The sequence below is a fragment of the Methylopila turkensis genome (assembly GCF_027922325.1).
GTDB lineage: Bacteria > Pseudomonadota > Alphaproteobacteria > Rhizobiales > Methylopilaceae > Methylopila > Methylopila turkensis.
Genome location: NZ_BSFL01000001.1, coordinates 1,304,441 through 1,319,270 on the forward strand (window position 1 = coordinate 1,304,441; position 14,830 = coordinate 1,319,270).

Here is a 14,830-nt window from a genome sequence, read left to right on the forward strand (position 1 = left end):
ATGGCTCAGACCCCGAGATAGCGGTTGAGCTTGGGCAGGTTCGCCTCAAGCTCGTCGTTGAGGACTGCGTCGACGATCCGGCCCTGCTCGACGATGAGATGGCGGTCGGCCACGCTCTGAGCGAAGCGGAAGTTGCTCTCCACCAGCAGCACGGTGAAGCCGCGGTCCTTGAGCGTCCGGAGCGTCGCGCCGATCTGCTGCACGATGACGGGCGCGAGCCCCTCGGTCAGCTCGTCGCAGAGCAGCAGCTTGGCGCCGGTCCTGAGGATGCGGGCGAGCGCCAGCATCTGCTGCTCGCCGCCCGAGAGCTTGGAGCCCTGGCTCGACAGCCGCTCCTTCAGGTTCGGGAACAGCTCGAAGATCTGGTCGTCGGTCAGCCCGCCCGGCCGCACCTCGGGCGGCAGGTGCAGGTTCTCCTTCACCGAGAGGCTGGCGTAGATGCCGCGCTCCTCCGGCACGTAGCCGACGCCGAGCCGGGCGATCCGGCGCGACGGCAGAGCGACGGTCTCGACGCCGCCGATCCGGATCGAGCCGGTGCGGCGGCCGACCATGGCCATGATCGAGCGCAGGGTCGTGGTCTTGCCGGCGCCGTTGCGGCCGAGCAGCGTCAGCACCTCGCCCTCGCGCACCTCGAAACCGACGCCGTGCAGGATGTGGGACTCGCCGTACCAGGCATGCAGGTCCTCGATCGCGAGCTCGGCCTTCGCGGCGTTCACGCGCTCAAGCATGTCCGGCTCCGATATAGGCCTCGATCACGCGCGGGTCGGCGGAGACGGCGGCGTAGTCGCCCTCGGCCAGAACCTTGCCCCGGGCGAGCACGGTGATGCGGTCGGAGAGGTCGGCGACCACCGAGAGATTGTGCTCCACCATCAGGATCGTCCGGCCGGCGGCCGCCTTGCGGATCAGGCCGGCGATGCGCGCGATGTCCTCGTGGCCCATGCCGGCCATCGGCTCGTCCAGCAGCATCATCTCCGGCTCGAGCGCGAGCGTGGTGGCGAGCTCCAGCGCGCGCTTGCGGCCGTAGGACAGCTCGGTCGCCTCGCGATGGGCGACCTCGGCGAGGCCGAACTCCTCCAGCAGCGCCATGGCGGCGGCGTCGTAGCGCTTCAGCACCTTTTCGGAACGCCAGAAGTCGAAGGACGCGCCGCGCTGGCGCTGCAGCGCCACCCGCACGTTCTCCAGCACCGTTAGGTGGAGGAACACCGCCGAGATCTGGAACGAGCGCACCAGCCCGAGCTGCGCGATGCCGGCCGCGTTGGTCCGGGTGATGTCGCGGCCGTTGTAGCGGATCGAGCCCGCCGTCGGGGCGAGGAACTTCGTCAGCAGGTTGAAGCAGGTGGTCTTGCCGGCCCCGTTCGGCCCGATCAGGGCGTGGATCGTGCCCCGCTTCACCCTCAGGCCGACGTCGGAGACCGCGGCGAAGCCGCCGAAACTCTTCGACAGTCCCTCGGTCTCGAGGATGTGCTCCCCGTCCATTGCGGCCTCCTCTTCTCAAGCGCGCCGCGCGAGCCCGGTTGATCCCAGGTCTTCGGCGGAGACGTTTCCCCAAAGCCGTTCTATCACGCAAGGCGGCGTCGAGGCCGCCCCGCGGGTCCGTGCGCGCTCAGGCGTCCGGCAGCTTGATCCGGTGCAACGGCCGGCCGCCGATCCCGAGCGCGAGCACCACGACCGCCTCGTCCGCGCGCGGCGCGTCGGGGATCGCGATCTCGGAGGCGTCCATGTCGTCGAAGCTCCAGATCGACGTCTTGCCGGTGAGCGGGAAGGTGATCGCCGCGCCGGGCGCGCCGATCTTCTTGGTGGACGGGATGATGTCCTTGCCGCCGGTGGCGGAGCGCACCGGCGCGCCGAACTTCGGATGGATCAGCGCCGCGGCGTGCTCGATCTCGCCGTCCGTTCCGATGATCGCCGCCTTGCCGTAGCCGGTGATGTCGTCGGGCCCCGCGCCGAGCGCGTCCATCGCGCGCTTCACCAGCAGGGTCGAGACCTCGGCGCCGAGCGCGTAGAGCTCGGCGAGATCCTCGACGTAGCGGCCCGCGAAGGGATTTCGGATGACCGCCGCGACCGTCGCCTTGCGCGACGGCGGGTCGACCGGCCGTCCGAAATCGCTGTGGGTCTCTTCGATCTGCACGACGATCTTGCGCACCATCATCTCGGGCATCGGATGCTCCGTCATTTTCGTTCGGGAAGGAAGGGGGCCGCGGACGTCCCGGCCGTCGCCGGGCCGGACGCCCGCGGTCTGCGGAAGCTGACCCGGCGGGTCAGTTCGTGGTGACGAGCGGGCAGCCGCCCTGATCCATCGGCCGGAACGCCTCGGCCGCCGGGATGGTCTGGCGGAGCTTGTAGTAGTCCCACTCGCCCTTGGACTCGTCGGGCGACTTGACCTCGAACAGGTGCATGTCGTGGATCTTGCGGCCGTCGGCGCGGACCTGGCCCTTGCCCATGACGATGTCGTCGGTCGGCGTGGCCTTCATCTTCTCGACCACGGCCCGGCCGTCCTTCGAGTCGCCGAGCGCCTCGACCGCCTTGAGGTAGTGGATGACGGAGCCGTAGACGCCGGCCTGCACCATGGTCGGCCTGCGGCCGCGCATCTCCTTGGAGAAGCGGTCGGAGAAGGCGCGCGTGCCCTCGTTCAGATCCCAGTAGAACGCCGCCTCCAGCAGCAGCCCCTGCGCGATCGGCAGGCCGATCGAGTGCACGTCGGTGAGGTAGACGAGCAGGCCCGCGAGCTTCTGGCCGCCCTCGACGATGCCGAACTCCGCCGCCTGCTTGATCGAGTTCGAGGTGTCGACGCCGGAATTGGCGAGGCCGACGATCTTCGCGCCCGAGCTCTGCGCCTGCAGCAGGAAGGAGGAGAAGTCCGGCGTGTTGAGCGGGGTCAGCACCTTGCCGAGCACCTTGCCGCCGCTCGCCTTCACCACCGCCTCGGTGTCACGCTCGAGCGCGTGGCCGAAGGCGTAGTCGGCGGTCATGAAGTACCAGGTGTCGCCGCCGGTCTGGACGATCGCCTTGCCGGTGCCGTTGGCGAGCGCCCAGGTGTCGTGCGTCCAGTGGATGGTGTTGGTCGAGCACTGCTTGCCGGTGAGCTCCGAGGTCGCGGCGCCCGAGACCAGCTCGACCTTGTTCTTGTCGCGGGCGAGCGAGCTGAGGGCGAGCGCGACCGCGGAGTTGGTGACGTCCGTCACCACGTCGACGCCCTCCACGTCGAACCAGCGGCGCGCGATGTTGGAGGCGATGTCGGGCTTGTTCTGGTGGTCGGCGCCCAGAACCTCGATCTTCCAGCCCTTCTCGAGCAGGCCGGAATCCTGCACGGCGAGCCGCGCGGCGGCGACCGAGCCGACGCCGCCCATGTCGGCGTAGAGGCCGGACTGGTCGTTAAGCACGCCGATCTTGAGGGTCTTGGCGGTCTGGGCCTCGGCCGACATCGGCAGCAGGGCAAGCGCGGCCGCGGCCGCGAGCAGGCGACGGGTCTTCATGGCGTTTCAGCTCCCCTTGATTGCGTTTCCTCGCGCGCCGGTTCTCCGGCGTCATCGTTCGGCCGCCCCTGCGGGCGTCCGCAGTCCCTGTTCCCGGCCTTATTCTCCGGCCTTGGCGATCGGGGCGCGCTCCTGCTCCTCCATCTCGCGGATGAAGCGGATCACGCCCGCGTAGTCCACGCCCCGCCCGCCGGCGTCGACGAACCGCTCGTAGAGCGCCGAGGCCGCGGCGCCGATCGGCGTCGGCGCGCCGGACGAACGCGCGCAGTCCTGCGACAGCCGGAGGTCCTTCGCCATCAGCTCGGCGGCGAAGCCTGGCCGGTAGTCGCGGTTGGCGGCCGAGCCCGGCACCGGGCCCGGAACCGGGCAATGGGTGGTGAGCGCGTAGCACTGGCCGGAGGCGTTCGAGGCCACGTCGAACAGCGCCTGCCGCGACAGGCCGAGGCTTTCGCCCAGGATGAAGGCCTCGCTGACCGCGATCATGCTGACGCCGAGGATCATGTTGTTGCAGATCTTGGCGGCGTCGCCGGCGCCGGCGCCGCCGCAATGCACGATCCGCCGGCCCATGACGGCGAGCAGCGGCTGGCCCTTCGCGAAGGCCTCGTCCGAGCCGCCGACCATGAAGGTGAGCGTGCCGGCGGTCGCGCCCTCGACCCCGCCGGAGACCGGCGCGTCGAGCGACAGCAGCCCGGCCTCGGCCGCGACGGCGTGGGCCCGCCGGGCGCTGTCCACGTCGATGGTGGAGCTGTCGATCATCAGCGCGCCGGGCGCGAGCCGGGGCGCTACGCGGGTCCAGACGTCGACCACGGTCGCGCCGGCGTTGAGCATCGTCACCACGATGTCGGCGCCCGAGGCGGCGTCGCCGACATCCGCCGCGATCTCGACGCCATGCGCCGCGGCTTCGGCGCAGCGCGCCGCCGCGATGTCGTAGCCGTGGACGGCGTGGCCGGCGCGGACGGCGTTCGCCGCCATCGGGGCGCCCATGTTGCCGAGGCCGATGAAGCCGATCTTCGCCATACGGGCGCCCTCCGTTGCTCGGACGGACGCGGCCGCGCTGGCGCGCTGGTCGCGCGCAGCCCGTCGTCCCCATCCCGGCCGCCCGCTCTTATGGCGGATCGCGCCTTTGACGTTTCCTCCCCAAGGCGTAGCCTGCCGATTGCTGAGCGGCTACAGCCAAAATCACGGCATCCGTTGTGCGGAAATCGACATGAGCCAGACCCCGAACTGGGAGCATCTCAGGGCGTTCCTCAGCGTCGCCCGCGCCGGCACGCTGTCGGGCGCCGCCGTCGCCCTCGGCGTCAAGCACTCCACGGTGAGCCGCCACGTCACCGCGCTCGAGGAGGCGACCCGGGCGCGGCTGTTCGAGCGGACGCCCTCCGGCCTCGCGCTGACGCCCGCCGGCGAGCGGCTGCTGGAGGCGGCGGAGGCGGTCGAGAACCAGATCCACCTCGCGCAGGAGGAGATCGGCGGCCGCGACCTCTCGGCCGGCGGCTCTGTGCGCATCGGCGCGCCGGACGGCGTCGGCGCCTTCTTCCTCGCGCCGCGGCTGCCCGCGCTCACGGAGCGCTACCCCAACCTCACGCTGCAGCTCGTCGCCATGCCGCGGGTGTTCAACCTGACCAAGCGCGAGGCCGACCTCGCCATCGTGCTGTCGCTGCCCGAGCAGGGCCGGCTCGCCACGCGGAAGCTCACGGACTACGCCCTCGGCGTGTTCGCGAGCCGCGCCTATCTCGACGCCGCCCCGCCGATCCGGGTCCCCGCCGACCTGCGCCGCCACCGCTTCATCGACTACATCGACGACCTGATCTTCACGACCGAGCTCGACTATCTCGACGAGGCCGCCCGCGGCGCGCGCGCGAGCCTGCAGAGCTCCAACATCATCGCGCAGATGAACGCCGCGCGCGGCGGCGGCGGGCTGGTGGTGCTGCCGCGCTTCCTCGCCGCCCAGTTCCCGGATCTCGCGCCGGTGCTGAAGAACTCGGTCCGGCTCAAGCGCTCGTGGTGGCTCGTGGTGCACGAATCCCAGCGCGACATCGCCCGTGTGCGGATCGTGATGGACTACATCGCCGACCAGTTCTGGCAGGCGCGGGAGCTGTTCCAGTGAGCCTTCAGCCGCCCTCATAGGGCAGAAAGCGGACGCGGCGCTCGCGGAACAGCGAGGCGAGGAAGGCCCGGCAGGTGGCGATCCGCGCCGCGCCGTGGGTGTCGGCGTGGCTCATCATCCAGTAGGCGCGGCGGAAGCTGATCTCCGGCAGGACGCGGACGAGGCCGGGATCGCCCGCGGCGGCGAAGTCGTGCAGCACGCCGATGCCGGCGCCGGCGCGGATCGCCTCCATCTGGCCGACGACGCTCGCGCAGCGGAACAGCCGGCCGGCGCCGTCCTCGAGCGCGGTGGCGTAGTCGAGCGCGGCGGCGTAGAGGAAGTCCTCGACCCCCGTCACCACCGCATGGCGCGACAGCGCCTCGCGGGTCTCCGGCGTCCCGGCGCGGGCGAGGTAGGCGGGCGCGGCGTAGACGCCGAGGCTGTAGTCGCCGAGCTTCGCCGCGATCAGCCGGCCGTGGGTCGGCCGGTCGAGCCCGATCGCGATGTCCGCCTCGCGCCGCGACAGCGAGAAGGTGCGCGGCAGCGGCACCAGCTCGATCGCGAGGCCGGGATGGCGCTCGGCGAACGCACCGAGTTCGGCCGCCAGCAGCAGGTTGCCGAGCCCGTCCGGCGCGCCGATGCGCACCGGCCCCGCGACCTCCGCCTCCCCCGCCCGCATCGACGAGGCGAGCTGCAGCAGCTCGGTCTCCATCCGCTCCGCGACCGGCACGAGCCGCTCGCCCGCCGGCGTCAGCGCCGAACCGGACGGCCGCCGCTCGAACAGCGTCGCCCCCATGTCGGCCTCGAGCGCGTCGAGCCGGCGGGCGACAGTGGTGTGGTTCAGCCCGAGCGCCCGGGCGGCCCCGAGAAGCTGGCCCTTGCGCGCCACGGCAAGGAAGACGCGCAGATGGTCCCAGTCCATGTTCGCATTTCCGCACAACGGATGCGGAAACTATGCCGTTGATGTGCGCCTGCGCAACAATGAAGCTGCGGTCCACGGCCGGCGCCGTTTCGAGCGCCGCCGATAGGAGGATGCCATGGCGACCCCGATCCCGCATTTCATCGGCGGCGCGCGCCGCGACGGCTCCCGCCGCAGCGCGGCCGTGTTCAACCCGGCGACCGGCGAGCAGACCGGCGCGGTCGCGCTCGCCGACGACGCGACCGTCGACGCCGCCGTTGAGGCCGCGCTCAAGGCCTTCCCCGCCTGGGCCGCCTCGCCGCCGCTGCGCCGCGCGCGCATCCTGATGAAGTTCCTCGCCATCGCCGAGGCGCGCTCCGACGAGCTCGCGACCGTCATCAGCGCCGAGCACGGCAAGGTGTTCTCCGACGCGAAGGGCGAGATCCAGCGCGGCCTCGAGGTGGTCGAGTTCGCGACCGGCATTCCCGAGCTGCTCAAGGGCGAGTTCACGGAGAACGTCGGCACCCGCGTCGACAGCCATTCGCTGCGCCAGCCGCTCGGGGTCGTCGCCGGGATCACGCCGTTCAACTTCCCGGCCATGGTGCCGATGTGGATGTTCCCGGTGGCGCTCGCCTGCGGCAACGCCTTCGTGCTCAAGCCGTCCGAGCGCGATCCGTCCGCGGCCCTGCTGATCGCCGACTGGCTGAAGGAGGCCGGCCTTCCGGACGGCGTGTTCAACGTCGTCAACGGCGACAAGCAGGCGGTCGACGCGCTGCTCGCCCATCCGAACGTCGAGGCCATGAGCTTCGTCGGCTCGACCCCGATCGCGCGCTACGTCTACGAGACCGCGACCAAGGCGGGCAAGCGCGCGCAGGCGCTCGGCGGCGCCAAGAACCACATGATCATCATGCCCGACGCCGACATGGACCAGGCGGTCGACGCCCTGATGGGCGCGGCCTACGGCTCCGCCGGCGAGCGCTGCATGGCGATCTCGGTCGCGGTGCCGGTCGGCGAGAAGACCGCCGACATCCTGATCGACAAGCTCGCCCCCAAGGTGCGCGCGCTCAAAGTCGGTCCCGGCACCGATCCGGAGGCGGAGATGGGCCCGCTCGTCACCGCCCAGCACCGCGACAAGGTCTCGGGCTATGTGGACCTCGGCGTCGACGAGGGCGCGGAGCTCGTGGTCGACGGCCGCGGGCTGGCGTTGCAGGGCTACGAGAACGGCTATTTCGTCGGCGGCACGCTGTTCGACCGCGTGACCCCCGAGATGCGCATCTACAAGGAGGAGATCTTCGGTCCCGTCCTCTCGGTCGTCCGCGCGGACAACTACGCCGAGGCGGCGAAGCTCGTGAACGAGCACGAGTTCGGCAACGGCACCGCGATCTTCACCCGCGACGGCGACGCCGCCCGCGAGTTCGCCCATTCGATCAAGGTCGGCATGGTCGGGATCAACGTGCCGATCCCGGTGCCGATGGCGTTCCACTCCTTCGGCGGCTGGAAGGCCTCGCTGTTCGGCGACCACCACATGCACGGGCCGGAGGGCGTGCGCTTCTACACGCGCCTCAAGACCATCACGACCCGCTGGCCGACCGGCATCCGCGCCGGGGCCGAGTTCGTGATGCCGACGATGGGCTGACCTCAGAGCGCCCGTATCTCCGCGACGAGAGCGTCCGCGACCGTGAGCCCCGCGGTCGCGGCCTTCGCGCGCGCTGCGAGCCGGCGGGCGCCGGGAAGCCGCGCGCCGGCCTGGGCCTCGATCGCCGCGGCCAGAACCGCGAAGCGGGCGGGGCCGCCGTCTGAGAACGCCGCGGGATCAAAGGCGAGCAGGAGCTGCCCGGTGCCGGGCGGCCCGCCCCTGTCGTCGAGGAAGGACGAGGCCTCGCCGGCGTAGTTCGCGCCGGTCATCCCCGCCGCCAGCAGCTCCACCACAAGAGCCAGCGCGACGCCCTTGGCGTCGCCGAGCGGCGCCATGGTCCCGGCGAGCGCGGCGTCCGGATCGGTCGTCGGACGCCCCTGCGCGTCGAAGGCCCAGCCCTCGGGGATCAGCTCACCCTTCTGCTTCGCCGCCATAATGTTTCCGCGCGCGACCTTGGACAGCGAAAGGTCGACCACGATCGGAGCCCGTCCCGGCAGCGGGCAGGCGAAGGCGATCGGGTTGGTGCCGAACACCGGCGTCGCGCCGCCCCAGGGCGCCATGGCGGCCGGCGTGTTCGCGAACAGCAGCGCGACCAGCCCCTGATCGGCCAGCGCCTCGACCGGGCGGCCGGCCGCCCCGCAGTGATGCGAGCGGAAAAGCGACGCCGCCGCCACGCCTTGCGCCCTCGCGACCGCCGGCAGTTCGGCGACCGCGAGGTCGAGGGCGGGATAGGCGAAGCCTTCCGCGGCGTCGATCCGAAGCGCGCCCGGCCGCGGCCGGGCGAGGGTCGGCGTCGCGTCGCCGCGCACCTTGCCGGCGCGAAGCTGGCCCGCGTAGCCAGGAACCCGCGACAGGCCGTGCCCCTTCAGGCCGTCGGCCTCGGCGCCGGCCAGCGCCCGGGCGACGCTCGCCGCGACCGCCGGCAGGGCGCCGTTGCGCTCCAGCGCGCCGGCCGCGAGCGCCATGGCCTCGTCGAGGGTGAGAACGGCCATGGTCCGGGCTCCCGCAGCGCGCGCCGACGCGCCGTCTTCAGAGGATGAAGCGGCTGAGGTCGGCGTTCTTCGCGAGGTCGCCGACATACTTGCGCACGTAAGCGCCGTCGACCGTCACCGTCTGGCCGCCCATGTCGGCGGCGGTGAAGCTGATCTCGTCGAGCACCCGCTCCATCACCGTCTGCAGCCTGCGCGCGCCGATGTTCTCGACCGTCGAGTTGACCTCGACCGCCACGTCGGCGAGCGCGTCGATGCCGTCGGGCGTGAACGCGAGCGTCACGTTCTCGGTCGCCAGCAGCGCCACATACTGCTTCACGAGACTCGCCTCGGTGTCGTCGAGGATGCGGACGAAATCCTCGCGGGTCAGCGCGTTGAGCTCCACGCGGATCGGCAGCCGGCCCTGAAGCTCCGGCAGCAGGTCGGACGGCTTCGCCACATGGAACGCGCCGGACGCGATGAACAGGATGTGGTCGGTCTTCACCGGCCCGTGCTTGGTCGCGACGGTGGTGCCCTCGATCAGCGGCAGCAGGTCGCGCTGCACGCCTTCCCGGCTCACGTCGCCGGCGCGGCCCTCGCGGGCGCAGATCTTGTCGATCTCGTCGAGGAACACGATGCCGGCGTTCTCCACCGTGCGCACCGCCTCGGCGACCAGGCTCTCCTGGTCGAGCAGCTTGTCGCTCTCGTCGGCGATGAGCTGTTCGTAGCTGTCCTTGACCGTGACGCGGCGCGTCTTCTTCTGGCCGCCGAGGCCCTTGAACATCTCGCCGAGCGAGATCATCCCGACCTGGCCCGGCATGCCGGGGATCTCCATCGCCGCGGGGCCGGAGGCCGCCACCTCGATCTCGATCTCCTTGTCGTCCATGTCGCCGTCGCGCAGCTTCTTGCGGAACGACTCCCGCGTGGCCGGGCTCGCGGTCGCGCCGACGAGAGCGGTCAGCACCCGCTCCTCCGCCGCCATGTGCGCCTTGGCCTGCACGTCCTTGCGCTTCTGCTCGCGCGTCAGGCCGATCGCAACCTCGACGAGGTCGCGCACGATCTGCTCCACGTCGCGGCCGACATAGCCAACCTCGGTGAACTTGGTGGCCTCGACCTTCAGGAACGGCGCGTTCGCGAGCTTCGCCAGACGGCGCGAGATCTCGGTCTTGCCGACGCCGGTCGGCCCGATCATCAGGATGTTCTTGGGCTGCACCTCCTCGCGCAGGTGGCCCTGAAGCTGCAGACGCCGCCAGCGGTTCCGGAGCGCGATCGCGACCGCACGCTTGGCGTCGCGCTGACCGACGATGTGCCGGTCGAGCTCGGAGACGATTTCGCGGGGGGAAAGGTCGGTCATGTCATTTTCCTCAAGCCCGATCCCTGGCCATCAGCACCGCGGGACCGTCTTCCGTATGGATCAGTCTTTCCCGTCGAAACCCGGCCTTTTCATAGGCCCGGATCGCGACGGCGTTGTCAGGATGAGGGTCGGTCACCACCCTCGGGGCGCCCGCAGCGAACAACGTCGCCACGAAAACCTCGGTCAGCGCGGGGCCATGCCCTTTGCCGACGAGGTCCGGCGCGCCGATGAACTGGTCGATCCCCTTCGACCCCGCGGGCTGGCCCGCCAGCGTCCCGAAGTCGAACGGTCCGTAGGCCTGGACATAGCCGGACGGCCGACCGTCAATCGAGACGATGCTGAGCGCCATGCGCGGCTCCGAAAGATCTTCGCGGATCAACGCCAGTTGCTGGTCGGGATCGCCCCACCACCGCGCCACGTGCGGTTCGCGCAGCCAGCCGGCGATCTGCGGGAGATCGTCGGGCGTGACCGCGCGAAACGCGTAGGCCGCCGGAGCGCGTGGGATCATCCCACCGTCTCCAGGCTCTCCACGGTCAGGTTGGCGTTGGTGTAGACGCAGATGTCGGCGGCGATCTTCATCGACTTGCGCACGATCGCCTCGGCGTCGAGCTCGGTGTCGGCGAGCGCGCGGGCGGCGGACAGCGCGTAGTTGCCGCCGGAGCCGATGGCGGCGACGCCGTCCTCGGGCTCCAGCACGTCGCCGGTGCCGGTGATGACGAGCGCCACATGCTTGTCGGCGACAAGCATCATGGCCTCCAGCCGGCGGAGATAGCGGTCGGTGCGCCAGTCCTTGGCGAGCTCGACCGCGGCGCGCAGAAGCTGGCCGGGATACTGTTCGAGCTTCTGCTCAAGCCGCTCGAACAGCGTGAAGGCGTCGGCGGTCGCGCCGGCGAAACCGGCGATGACCTCGCCCTTGGCGATGCGGCGGACCTTCTTCGCGGTCGCCTTGAGCACGGTCTGGCCGAGCGTGACCTGGCCGTCGCCGCCGATGACCACCTTGCCGCCCTTGCGGACGAGCACGATCGTGGTCCCGTGAAGGATGATGTCGGACATGAAAGCTCCGGGGGAATGACTGGAGCTCAGGTATGCACTCCCCCGGGCCGTGAAAAGGGCGGCGACGAACGCCCGGTCCCGGCTCAGGGCCGGGACAGGAACGATGCGGCGCTCCCCGCCCACTCAGGCGCCGCGGCTCGCCTCGAACAGGAACCAGGCGCGCTTCTCGGCCTGGTCGATCCAGTTCTCGATCAGGCTCGCGGTCGCGACGTCCTCGTGCTCGTCGGCGAGGCTGTGGACCTCGCGCAGCCGCTTGACGTGCTCGAGATTGTCCTCGCGCAGCTCGGCCAGCATGTCCTGCGGCGTCACGAAGTCGGCGTCGTTGTCCTTGACCCGCTGCAGGCGCCCGATGTGCCCGACCGAGCGGATGGTCGTCCCGCCGATCTTGCGCACGCGCTCGGCGATGTCGTCGGTTCCTGCGAGGATTTCGGCCGCCTGTTCGTCGAGCAGAAGGTGATAGTCGCGGAAATGCGGGCCGCTGACGTGCCAGTGGAAGTTCTTGGTCTTGAGGAACAACGCGAATGTGTCGGCGAGGATCGCGTTCAGCGCGCCCTGCAGGTCGCGGATCGCGTTGGAGCCGAGGTCGGTCGGCGTCGCGAGCGCCGCCTTCCTGCGCGCCTTGACGTCGTCTGACGGTTTCTTGGCCATAACAATCACCTGATGCAGACCGGCGCCAATGCCGGCGTGTTTCTCAAGTAGTGACGAAGCAGCCGGAGTCGATATCGCGCCCGCGCCCGCCGCGCATGCGCCATGCGGTCTTGCAGGGGCGCAGCCGTTGGCCTTGCGCGCGCCGCCGTGCTATCGACCGCGCGTTTCCATGACAGCTCCGCGACGGAACGCGCGATCAACGAGGCTCCCATGCGCCGCGCCGAGGTGACCCGGACGACCGCAGAGACCGACATCACCCTCACGCTCGACCTCGACGGGACGGGCGCGAGCCGGATCGAGACCGGCGTCGGCTTCTTCGACCACATGCTCGAGCTGCTCGCCCGCCACGCGATGATCGACCTCGACGTGACGGCCAACGGCGACACCCATGTGGACTTCCACCACACCGTGGAGGACGTCGGCATCGCGCTCGGCCAGGCCGTGCGACGGGCGCTGGGCGACATGAAGGGCCTGACGCGCTACGCCGACGTTCATATGCCGATGGACGAGACCCTGACCCGCGTCGCGATCGACGTCTCGGGCCGCCCGTTCCTGGTCTGGCGCACGGAGTTCCCGGCGCCCAAGGTCGGCGAGTTCGACACCGAGCTGGTGCGCGAGTTCTTCCAGGCCTTCGCCACCCACGCCGCGGTGACGCTGCATGTGGAGACGCTCTACGGCGCCAACGCGCACCACATCGCCGAAAGCTGCTTCAAGGGCCTCGCCCGCGTGCTGAAGACCGCGCTGGCGCTCGACCCGAGGGCCGGCGACCGCCTGCCCTCGACCAAGGGCCGCATCGGCGACTAAATCAAATCTGCTGAGGTTCGACCTTGAACACCTGGCTGATCTACGAGCCGCCCGGCGGCGCGGCCCGCACCCTCGAGGACGCCGAGCGCTTCGTAAGCCTGCGCGAGGGCTTCTCGAAGGCCGCGTTCCTGTTCCCGTTCGTCTGGCTGATCTGGCGGCGCTGCTGGCTGGCGCTCGCGCTCTACCTCGCCGCCGCGGTCGCGCTGGCGCTGGTCGCGGGCCTGCTGTCGCTCCGAAGCGGTGAGGCGATCCTGCTGGCGCTGCTGCCGAACCTCGCCGTCGGCTTCGAGGCCGCCTGGCTGCGGGCCAGGTCGCTGGAGCGGCGCGGCTACCGCTTCGTCGCCGCGCTGATGGCCCGCTCGCGCGACGAGGCCGAGGCGCATTTCTTCGCCGAATGGTCCGCGGACGCCCACGACCCCGCGCCGGCTCCCCGCCCGACCGCAGGCCCCGTCGCGGCCTATCGCCCGGCCGCCGCCGGCGTGCTCGGCCTGTTCCCGCAGCCCGGAGCGGCGCGGTGACCATCGCGGTCGTCGACTACGGCGCCGGCAACCTGCGCTCGGTCGAGAAGGCGCTGACGCGCGCCGGCGGCGCCGGCGTGGTGGTGACGAGCGATCCCGAGCGGGTCGCGGCCGCCGACCGGGTGGTGCTTCCCGGCGACGGCGCCTTTCCCGACTGCCGCCGCGCGCTGGGCGAGGCCAGCGGCCTTGGCGAGGCGCTGGACGAGGCCGTGCGCCGGCGCGGCCGGCCGTTTCTCGGCATCTGCATCGGCATGCAGCTGCTCGCGACCGAAGGCGAGGAGCACGAGCCGACGCAGGGGCTCGGCTGGATTCCGGGCAAGGTGGTGCGGATCGAGCCGGGCGACGCCGGGCTCAAGGTCCCGCACATGGGCTGGAACACGCTGGAGCGCCGCCGCTCGCACCCGCTGACCGACGACCTGCCGCTCGGCGACGGTGGGCTGCACGCCTATTTCCTGCACGCCTACCACCTGACGCCCGACGACGCCGGCGACGTGGTGCTGGCGGCCTCCTATGGCGGCGACGTCACCGCGCTGGTCGCGCGCGACAACGTGGCCGGCGTCCAGTTCCATCCCGAGAAGAGCCAGGCGCTCGGCCTGTCCCTGCTCGCGGGCTTCGTGCGGTGGCGTCCATGATCCTCTATCCCGCGATCGACCTGAAGGGCGGCGCCGTGGTCCGCCTGAAGGAAGGCGACATGGACCGGGCGACCGTCTACGGCCACGATCCGGCGGCGCAGGCGAAGAGCTTCGCCGACGCCGGCTTCGAATGGATCCACGTCGTCGACCTCGACGGCGCCTTCGCCGGCGCGAGCGTCAACGCCGCGGCGGTCGACGGAATCCTCGACGCCGCCGGCGTTCCCGTGCAGCTCGGCGGCGGGGTGCGCGACATGAAGGCGGTCGACGCCTGGCTGAAGCGCGGCGTCGCCCGCGTGATCGTCGGGACGGCGGCCGTCCGCGACCCCGAATTCGTGAAGGCGGCGGCGAAGGCCCATCCCGGCCGGATCGCGGTCGGCGTCGACGCCCGCGGCGGCAAGGTCGCGGTGCAGGGCTGGGCGGAGGTGTCCGACATGACCGCGCTCGACCTCGCGCGGCGGTTCGAGGACGCCGGCGTCGCCGCGATCATCTTCACTGACATCGCCCGCGACGGATTGCTCAAGGGACTTAACCTCGAACTTACCCGCGCGTTGGCCGAGGCGGTGAATATTCCGGTGATCGCCTCGGGCGGATTGGCCGACATTGAGGACGTCCGCCGCCTGCTCGCGCCCGAGAACGCGAAGATCGCCGGCGCCATCACCGGGCGCGCGCTCTACGACGGAAGGCTCGACGCGCGAGAGGCGCTGGCGCTGACCGGGACCTCGCGCGGCGGGCGGTAAAGGTCTAGTTTCGGTTCTTCTCGACC

Annotated in this window: 17 protein-coding genes; 6 read left to right on the top strand and 11 right to left on the bottom strand. The window is 71.0% G+C overall.

The features are described 5' to 3' along the window. Nucleotides 1-5: 5 nt before the first annotated feature. The 5 genes from PKE78_RS06285 to mmsB form a co-directional block, all read right to left on the bottom strand. Nucleotides 6-728, bottom strand: a complete 723-nt coding sequence (locus PKE78_RS06285) for an ABC transporter ATP-binding protein (RefSeq protein WP_271199967.1) — start codon at nucleotides 726-728, stop codon at nucleotides 6-8. Next, nucleotides 721-1,476, bottom strand: a complete 756-nt coding sequence (locus PKE78_RS06290) for an ABC transporter ATP-binding protein (RefSeq protein ID WP_271199968.1) — start codon at nucleotides 1,474-1,476, stop codon at nucleotides 721-723. Before PKE78_RS06290 ends, PKE78_RS06285 begins: the two co-directional genes overlap by 8 nt. A 127-nt stretch (nucleotides 1,477-1,603) precedes the next feature. Beyond that, a complete protein-coding gene (locus PKE78_RS06295) occupies nucleotides 1,604-2,158 on the bottom strand; it encodes an amino acid synthesis family protein (protein WP_271199969.1) in 555 nt (184 codons plus the stop codon). 100 nt (nucleotides 2,159-2,258) lie between these two features. Then, nucleotides 2,259-3,473 (bottom strand): ABC transporter substrate-binding protein, encoded by a 1,215-nt coding sequence (locus tag PKE78_RS06300; RefSeq protein WP_271199970.1) that lies wholly within the window; start codon nucleotides 3,471-3,473, stop codon nucleotides 2,259-2,261. A gap of 99 nt (nucleotides 3,474-3,572) precedes the next feature. Continuing rightward, nucleotides 3,573-4,490: a 3-hydroxyisobutyrate dehydrogenase gene (gene mmsB, locus PKE78_RS06305; RefSeq protein ID WP_271199971.1), complete on the bottom strand. Its 918-nt coding sequence runs from the start codon at nucleotides 4,488-4,490 to the stop codon at nucleotides 3,573-3,575. Nucleotides 4,491-4,680: 190 nt separating this feature from the next. Between mmsB and PKE78_RS06310 the strand changes: the two genes are divergently transcribed. Next, nucleotides 4,681-5,577, top strand: coding sequence for a LysR family transcriptional regulator (locus PKE78_RS06310; RefSeq protein ID WP_271199972.1), 897 nt, complete (start codon nucleotides 4,681-4,683; stop codon nucleotides 5,575-5,577). 4 nt (nucleotides 5,578-5,581) lie between these two features. Here the strand turns inward: PKE78_RS06310 and PKE78_RS06315 are convergent, their stop codons facing one another. Next, nucleotides 5,582-6,478, bottom strand: coding sequence for a LysR family transcriptional regulator (locus PKE78_RS06315; protein WP_271199973.1), 897 nt, complete (start codon nucleotides 6,476-6,478; stop codon nucleotides 5,582-5,584). Nucleotides 6,479-6,593: 115 nt separating this feature from the next. Between PKE78_RS06315 and PKE78_RS06320 the strand changes: the two genes are divergently transcribed. Continuing rightward, nucleotides 6,594-8,090 (top strand): CoA-acylating methylmalonate-semialdehyde dehydrogenase, encoded by a 1,497-nt coding sequence (locus PKE78_RS06320; protein ID WP_271199974.1) that lies wholly within the window; start codon nucleotides 6,594-6,596, stop codon nucleotides 8,088-8,090. 2 nt (nucleotides 8,091-8,092) lie between these two features. Here the strand turns inward: PKE78_RS06320 and PKE78_RS06325 are convergent, their stop codons facing one another. From PKE78_RS06325 to PKE78_RS06345, 5 genes are all read right to left on the bottom strand, one after another. Continuing rightward, on the bottom strand, nucleotides 8,093-9,082 hold the full coding sequence (locus PKE78_RS06325) for an Ldh family oxidoreductase (RefSeq protein ID WP_271199975.1): 990 nt from the start codon (nucleotides 9,080-9,082) through the stop codon (nucleotides 8,093-8,095). Between the two features lie 37 nt (nucleotides 9,083-9,119). Next, nucleotides 9,120-10,412 carry an ATP-dependent protease ATPase subunit HslU gene (gene hslU, locus PKE78_RS06330; RefSeq protein ID WP_271199976.1) on the bottom strand — a complete coding sequence of 431 codons (1,293 nt, stop codon included), beginning with the start codon at nucleotides 10,410-10,412 and terminating at the stop codon, nucleotides 9,120-9,122. 10 nt (nucleotides 10,413-10,422) lie between these two features. Next, nucleotides 10,423-10,920, bottom strand: coding sequence for a GNAT family N-acetyltransferase (locus PKE78_RS06335; RefSeq protein ID WP_271199977.1), 498 nt, complete (start codon nucleotides 10,918-10,920; stop codon nucleotides 10,423-10,425). Beyond that, entirely contained in the window at nucleotides 10,917-11,465 is a 549-nt protein-coding gene (gene hslV / locus PKE78_RS06340) for an ATP-dependent protease subunit HslV (RefSeq protein WP_271199978.1), read from the bottom strand. Before hslV ends, PKE78_RS06335 begins: the two co-directional genes overlap by 4 nt. Before the next feature lie 123 nt (nucleotides 11,466-11,588). Next, nucleotides 11,589-12,113, bottom strand: coding sequence for a Dps family protein (locus tag PKE78_RS06345; RefSeq protein ID WP_271199979.1), 525 nt, complete (start codon nucleotides 12,111-12,113; stop codon nucleotides 11,589-11,591). Between the two features lie 210 nt (nucleotides 12,114-12,323). Between PKE78_RS06345 and hisB the strand changes: the two genes are divergently transcribed. From hisB to hisA, 4 genes are read left to right on the top strand one after another with little or no spacing between them, the layout of a single operon-like run. Beyond that, nucleotides 12,324-12,917 carry an imidazoleglycerol-phosphate dehydratase HisB gene (gene hisB / locus PKE78_RS06350; protein WP_271199980.1) on the top strand — a complete coding sequence of 198 codons (594 nt, stop codon included), beginning with the start codon at nucleotides 12,324-12,326 and terminating at the stop codon, nucleotides 12,915-12,917. A gap of 23 nt (nucleotides 12,918-12,940) precedes the next feature. Then, complete coding sequence (locus PKE78_RS06355) at nucleotides 12,941-13,435, top strand: DUF2628 domain-containing protein (RefSeq protein WP_271199981.1); 495 nt, start codon at nucleotides 12,941-12,943, stop codon at nucleotides 13,433-13,435. Further along, nucleotides 13,432-14,067 (top strand): imidazole glycerol phosphate synthase subunit HisH, encoded by a 636-nt coding sequence (hisH, locus tag PKE78_RS06360; protein WP_271199982.1) that lies wholly within the window; start codon nucleotides 13,432-13,434, stop codon nucleotides 14,065-14,067. Before PKE78_RS06355 ends, hisH begins: the two co-directional genes overlap by 4 nt. Beyond that, on the top strand, nucleotides 14,064-14,804 hold the full coding sequence (gene hisA / locus PKE78_RS06365; RefSeq protein ID WP_271199983.1) for a 1-(5-phosphoribosyl)-5-[(5-phosphoribosylamino)methylideneamino]imidazole-4-carboxamide isomerase: 741 nt from the start codon (nucleotides 14,064-14,066) through the stop codon (nucleotides 14,802-14,804). Before hisH ends, hisA begins: the two co-directional genes overlap by 4 nt. Nucleotides 14,805-14,830 lie beyond the last annotated feature (26 nt).

Bases quoted from the DNA above. Each gene is read 5' to 3' on its own strand.
- PKE78_RS06285 (WP_271199967.1), bottom strand. From the start codon at position 728: ATGCTTGAGCGCGTGAACGCCGCGAAGGCCGAGCTCGCGATCGAGGAC.
- PKE78_RS06290 (WP_271199968.1), bottom strand. From the start codon at position 1,476: ATGGACGGGGAGCACATCCTCGAGACCGAGGGACTGTCGAAGAGTTTC.
- PKE78_RS06295 (WP_271199969.1), bottom strand. From the start codon at position 2,158: ATGCCCGAGATGATGGTGCGCAAGATCGTCGTGCAGATCGAAGAGACC.
- PKE78_RS06300 (WP_271199970.1), bottom strand. From the start codon at position 3,473: ATGAAGACCCGTCGCCTGCTCGCGGCCGCGGCCGCGCTTGCCCTGCTG.
- mmsB (WP_271199971.1), bottom strand. From the start codon at position 4,490: ATGGCGAAGATCGGCTTCATCGGCCTCGGCAACATGGGCGCCCCGATG.
- PKE78_RS06310 (WP_271199972.1), top strand. From the start codon at position 4,681: ATGAGCCAGACCCCGAACTGGGAGCATCTCAGGGCGTTCCTCAGCGTC.
- PKE78_RS06315 (WP_271199973.1), bottom strand. From the start codon at position 6,478: ATGGACTGGGACCATCTGCGCGTCTTCCTTGCCGTGGCGCGCAAGGGC.
- PKE78_RS06320 (WP_271199974.1), top strand. From the start codon at position 6,594: ATGGCGACCCCGATCCCGCATTTCATCGGCGGCGCGCGCCGCGACGGC.
- PKE78_RS06325 (WP_271199975.1), bottom strand. From the start codon at position 9,082: ATGGCCGTTCTCACCCTCGACGAGGCCATGGCGCTCGCGGCCGGCGCG.
- hslU (WP_271199976.1), bottom strand. From the start codon at position 10,412: ATGACCGACCTTTCCCCCCGCGAAATCGTCTCCGAGCTCGACCGGCAC.
- PKE78_RS06335 (WP_271199977.1), bottom strand. From the start codon at position 10,920: ATGATCCCACGCGCTCCGGCGGCCTACGCGTTTCGCGCGGTCACGCCC.
- hslV (WP_271199978.1), bottom strand. From the start codon at position 11,465: ATGTCCGACATCATCCTTCACGGGACCACGATCGTGCTCGTCCGCAAG.
- PKE78_RS06345 (WP_271199979.1), bottom strand. From the start codon at position 12,113: ATGGCCAAGAAACCGTCAGACGACGTCAAGGCGCGCAGGAAGGCGGCG.
- hisB (WP_271199980.1), top strand. From the start codon at position 12,324: ATGCGCCGCGCCGAGGTGACCCGGACGACCGCAGAGACCGACATCACC.
- hisA (WP_271199983.1), top strand. From the start codon at position 14,064: ATGATCCTCTATCCCGCGATCGACCTGAAGGGCGGCGCCGTGGTCCGC.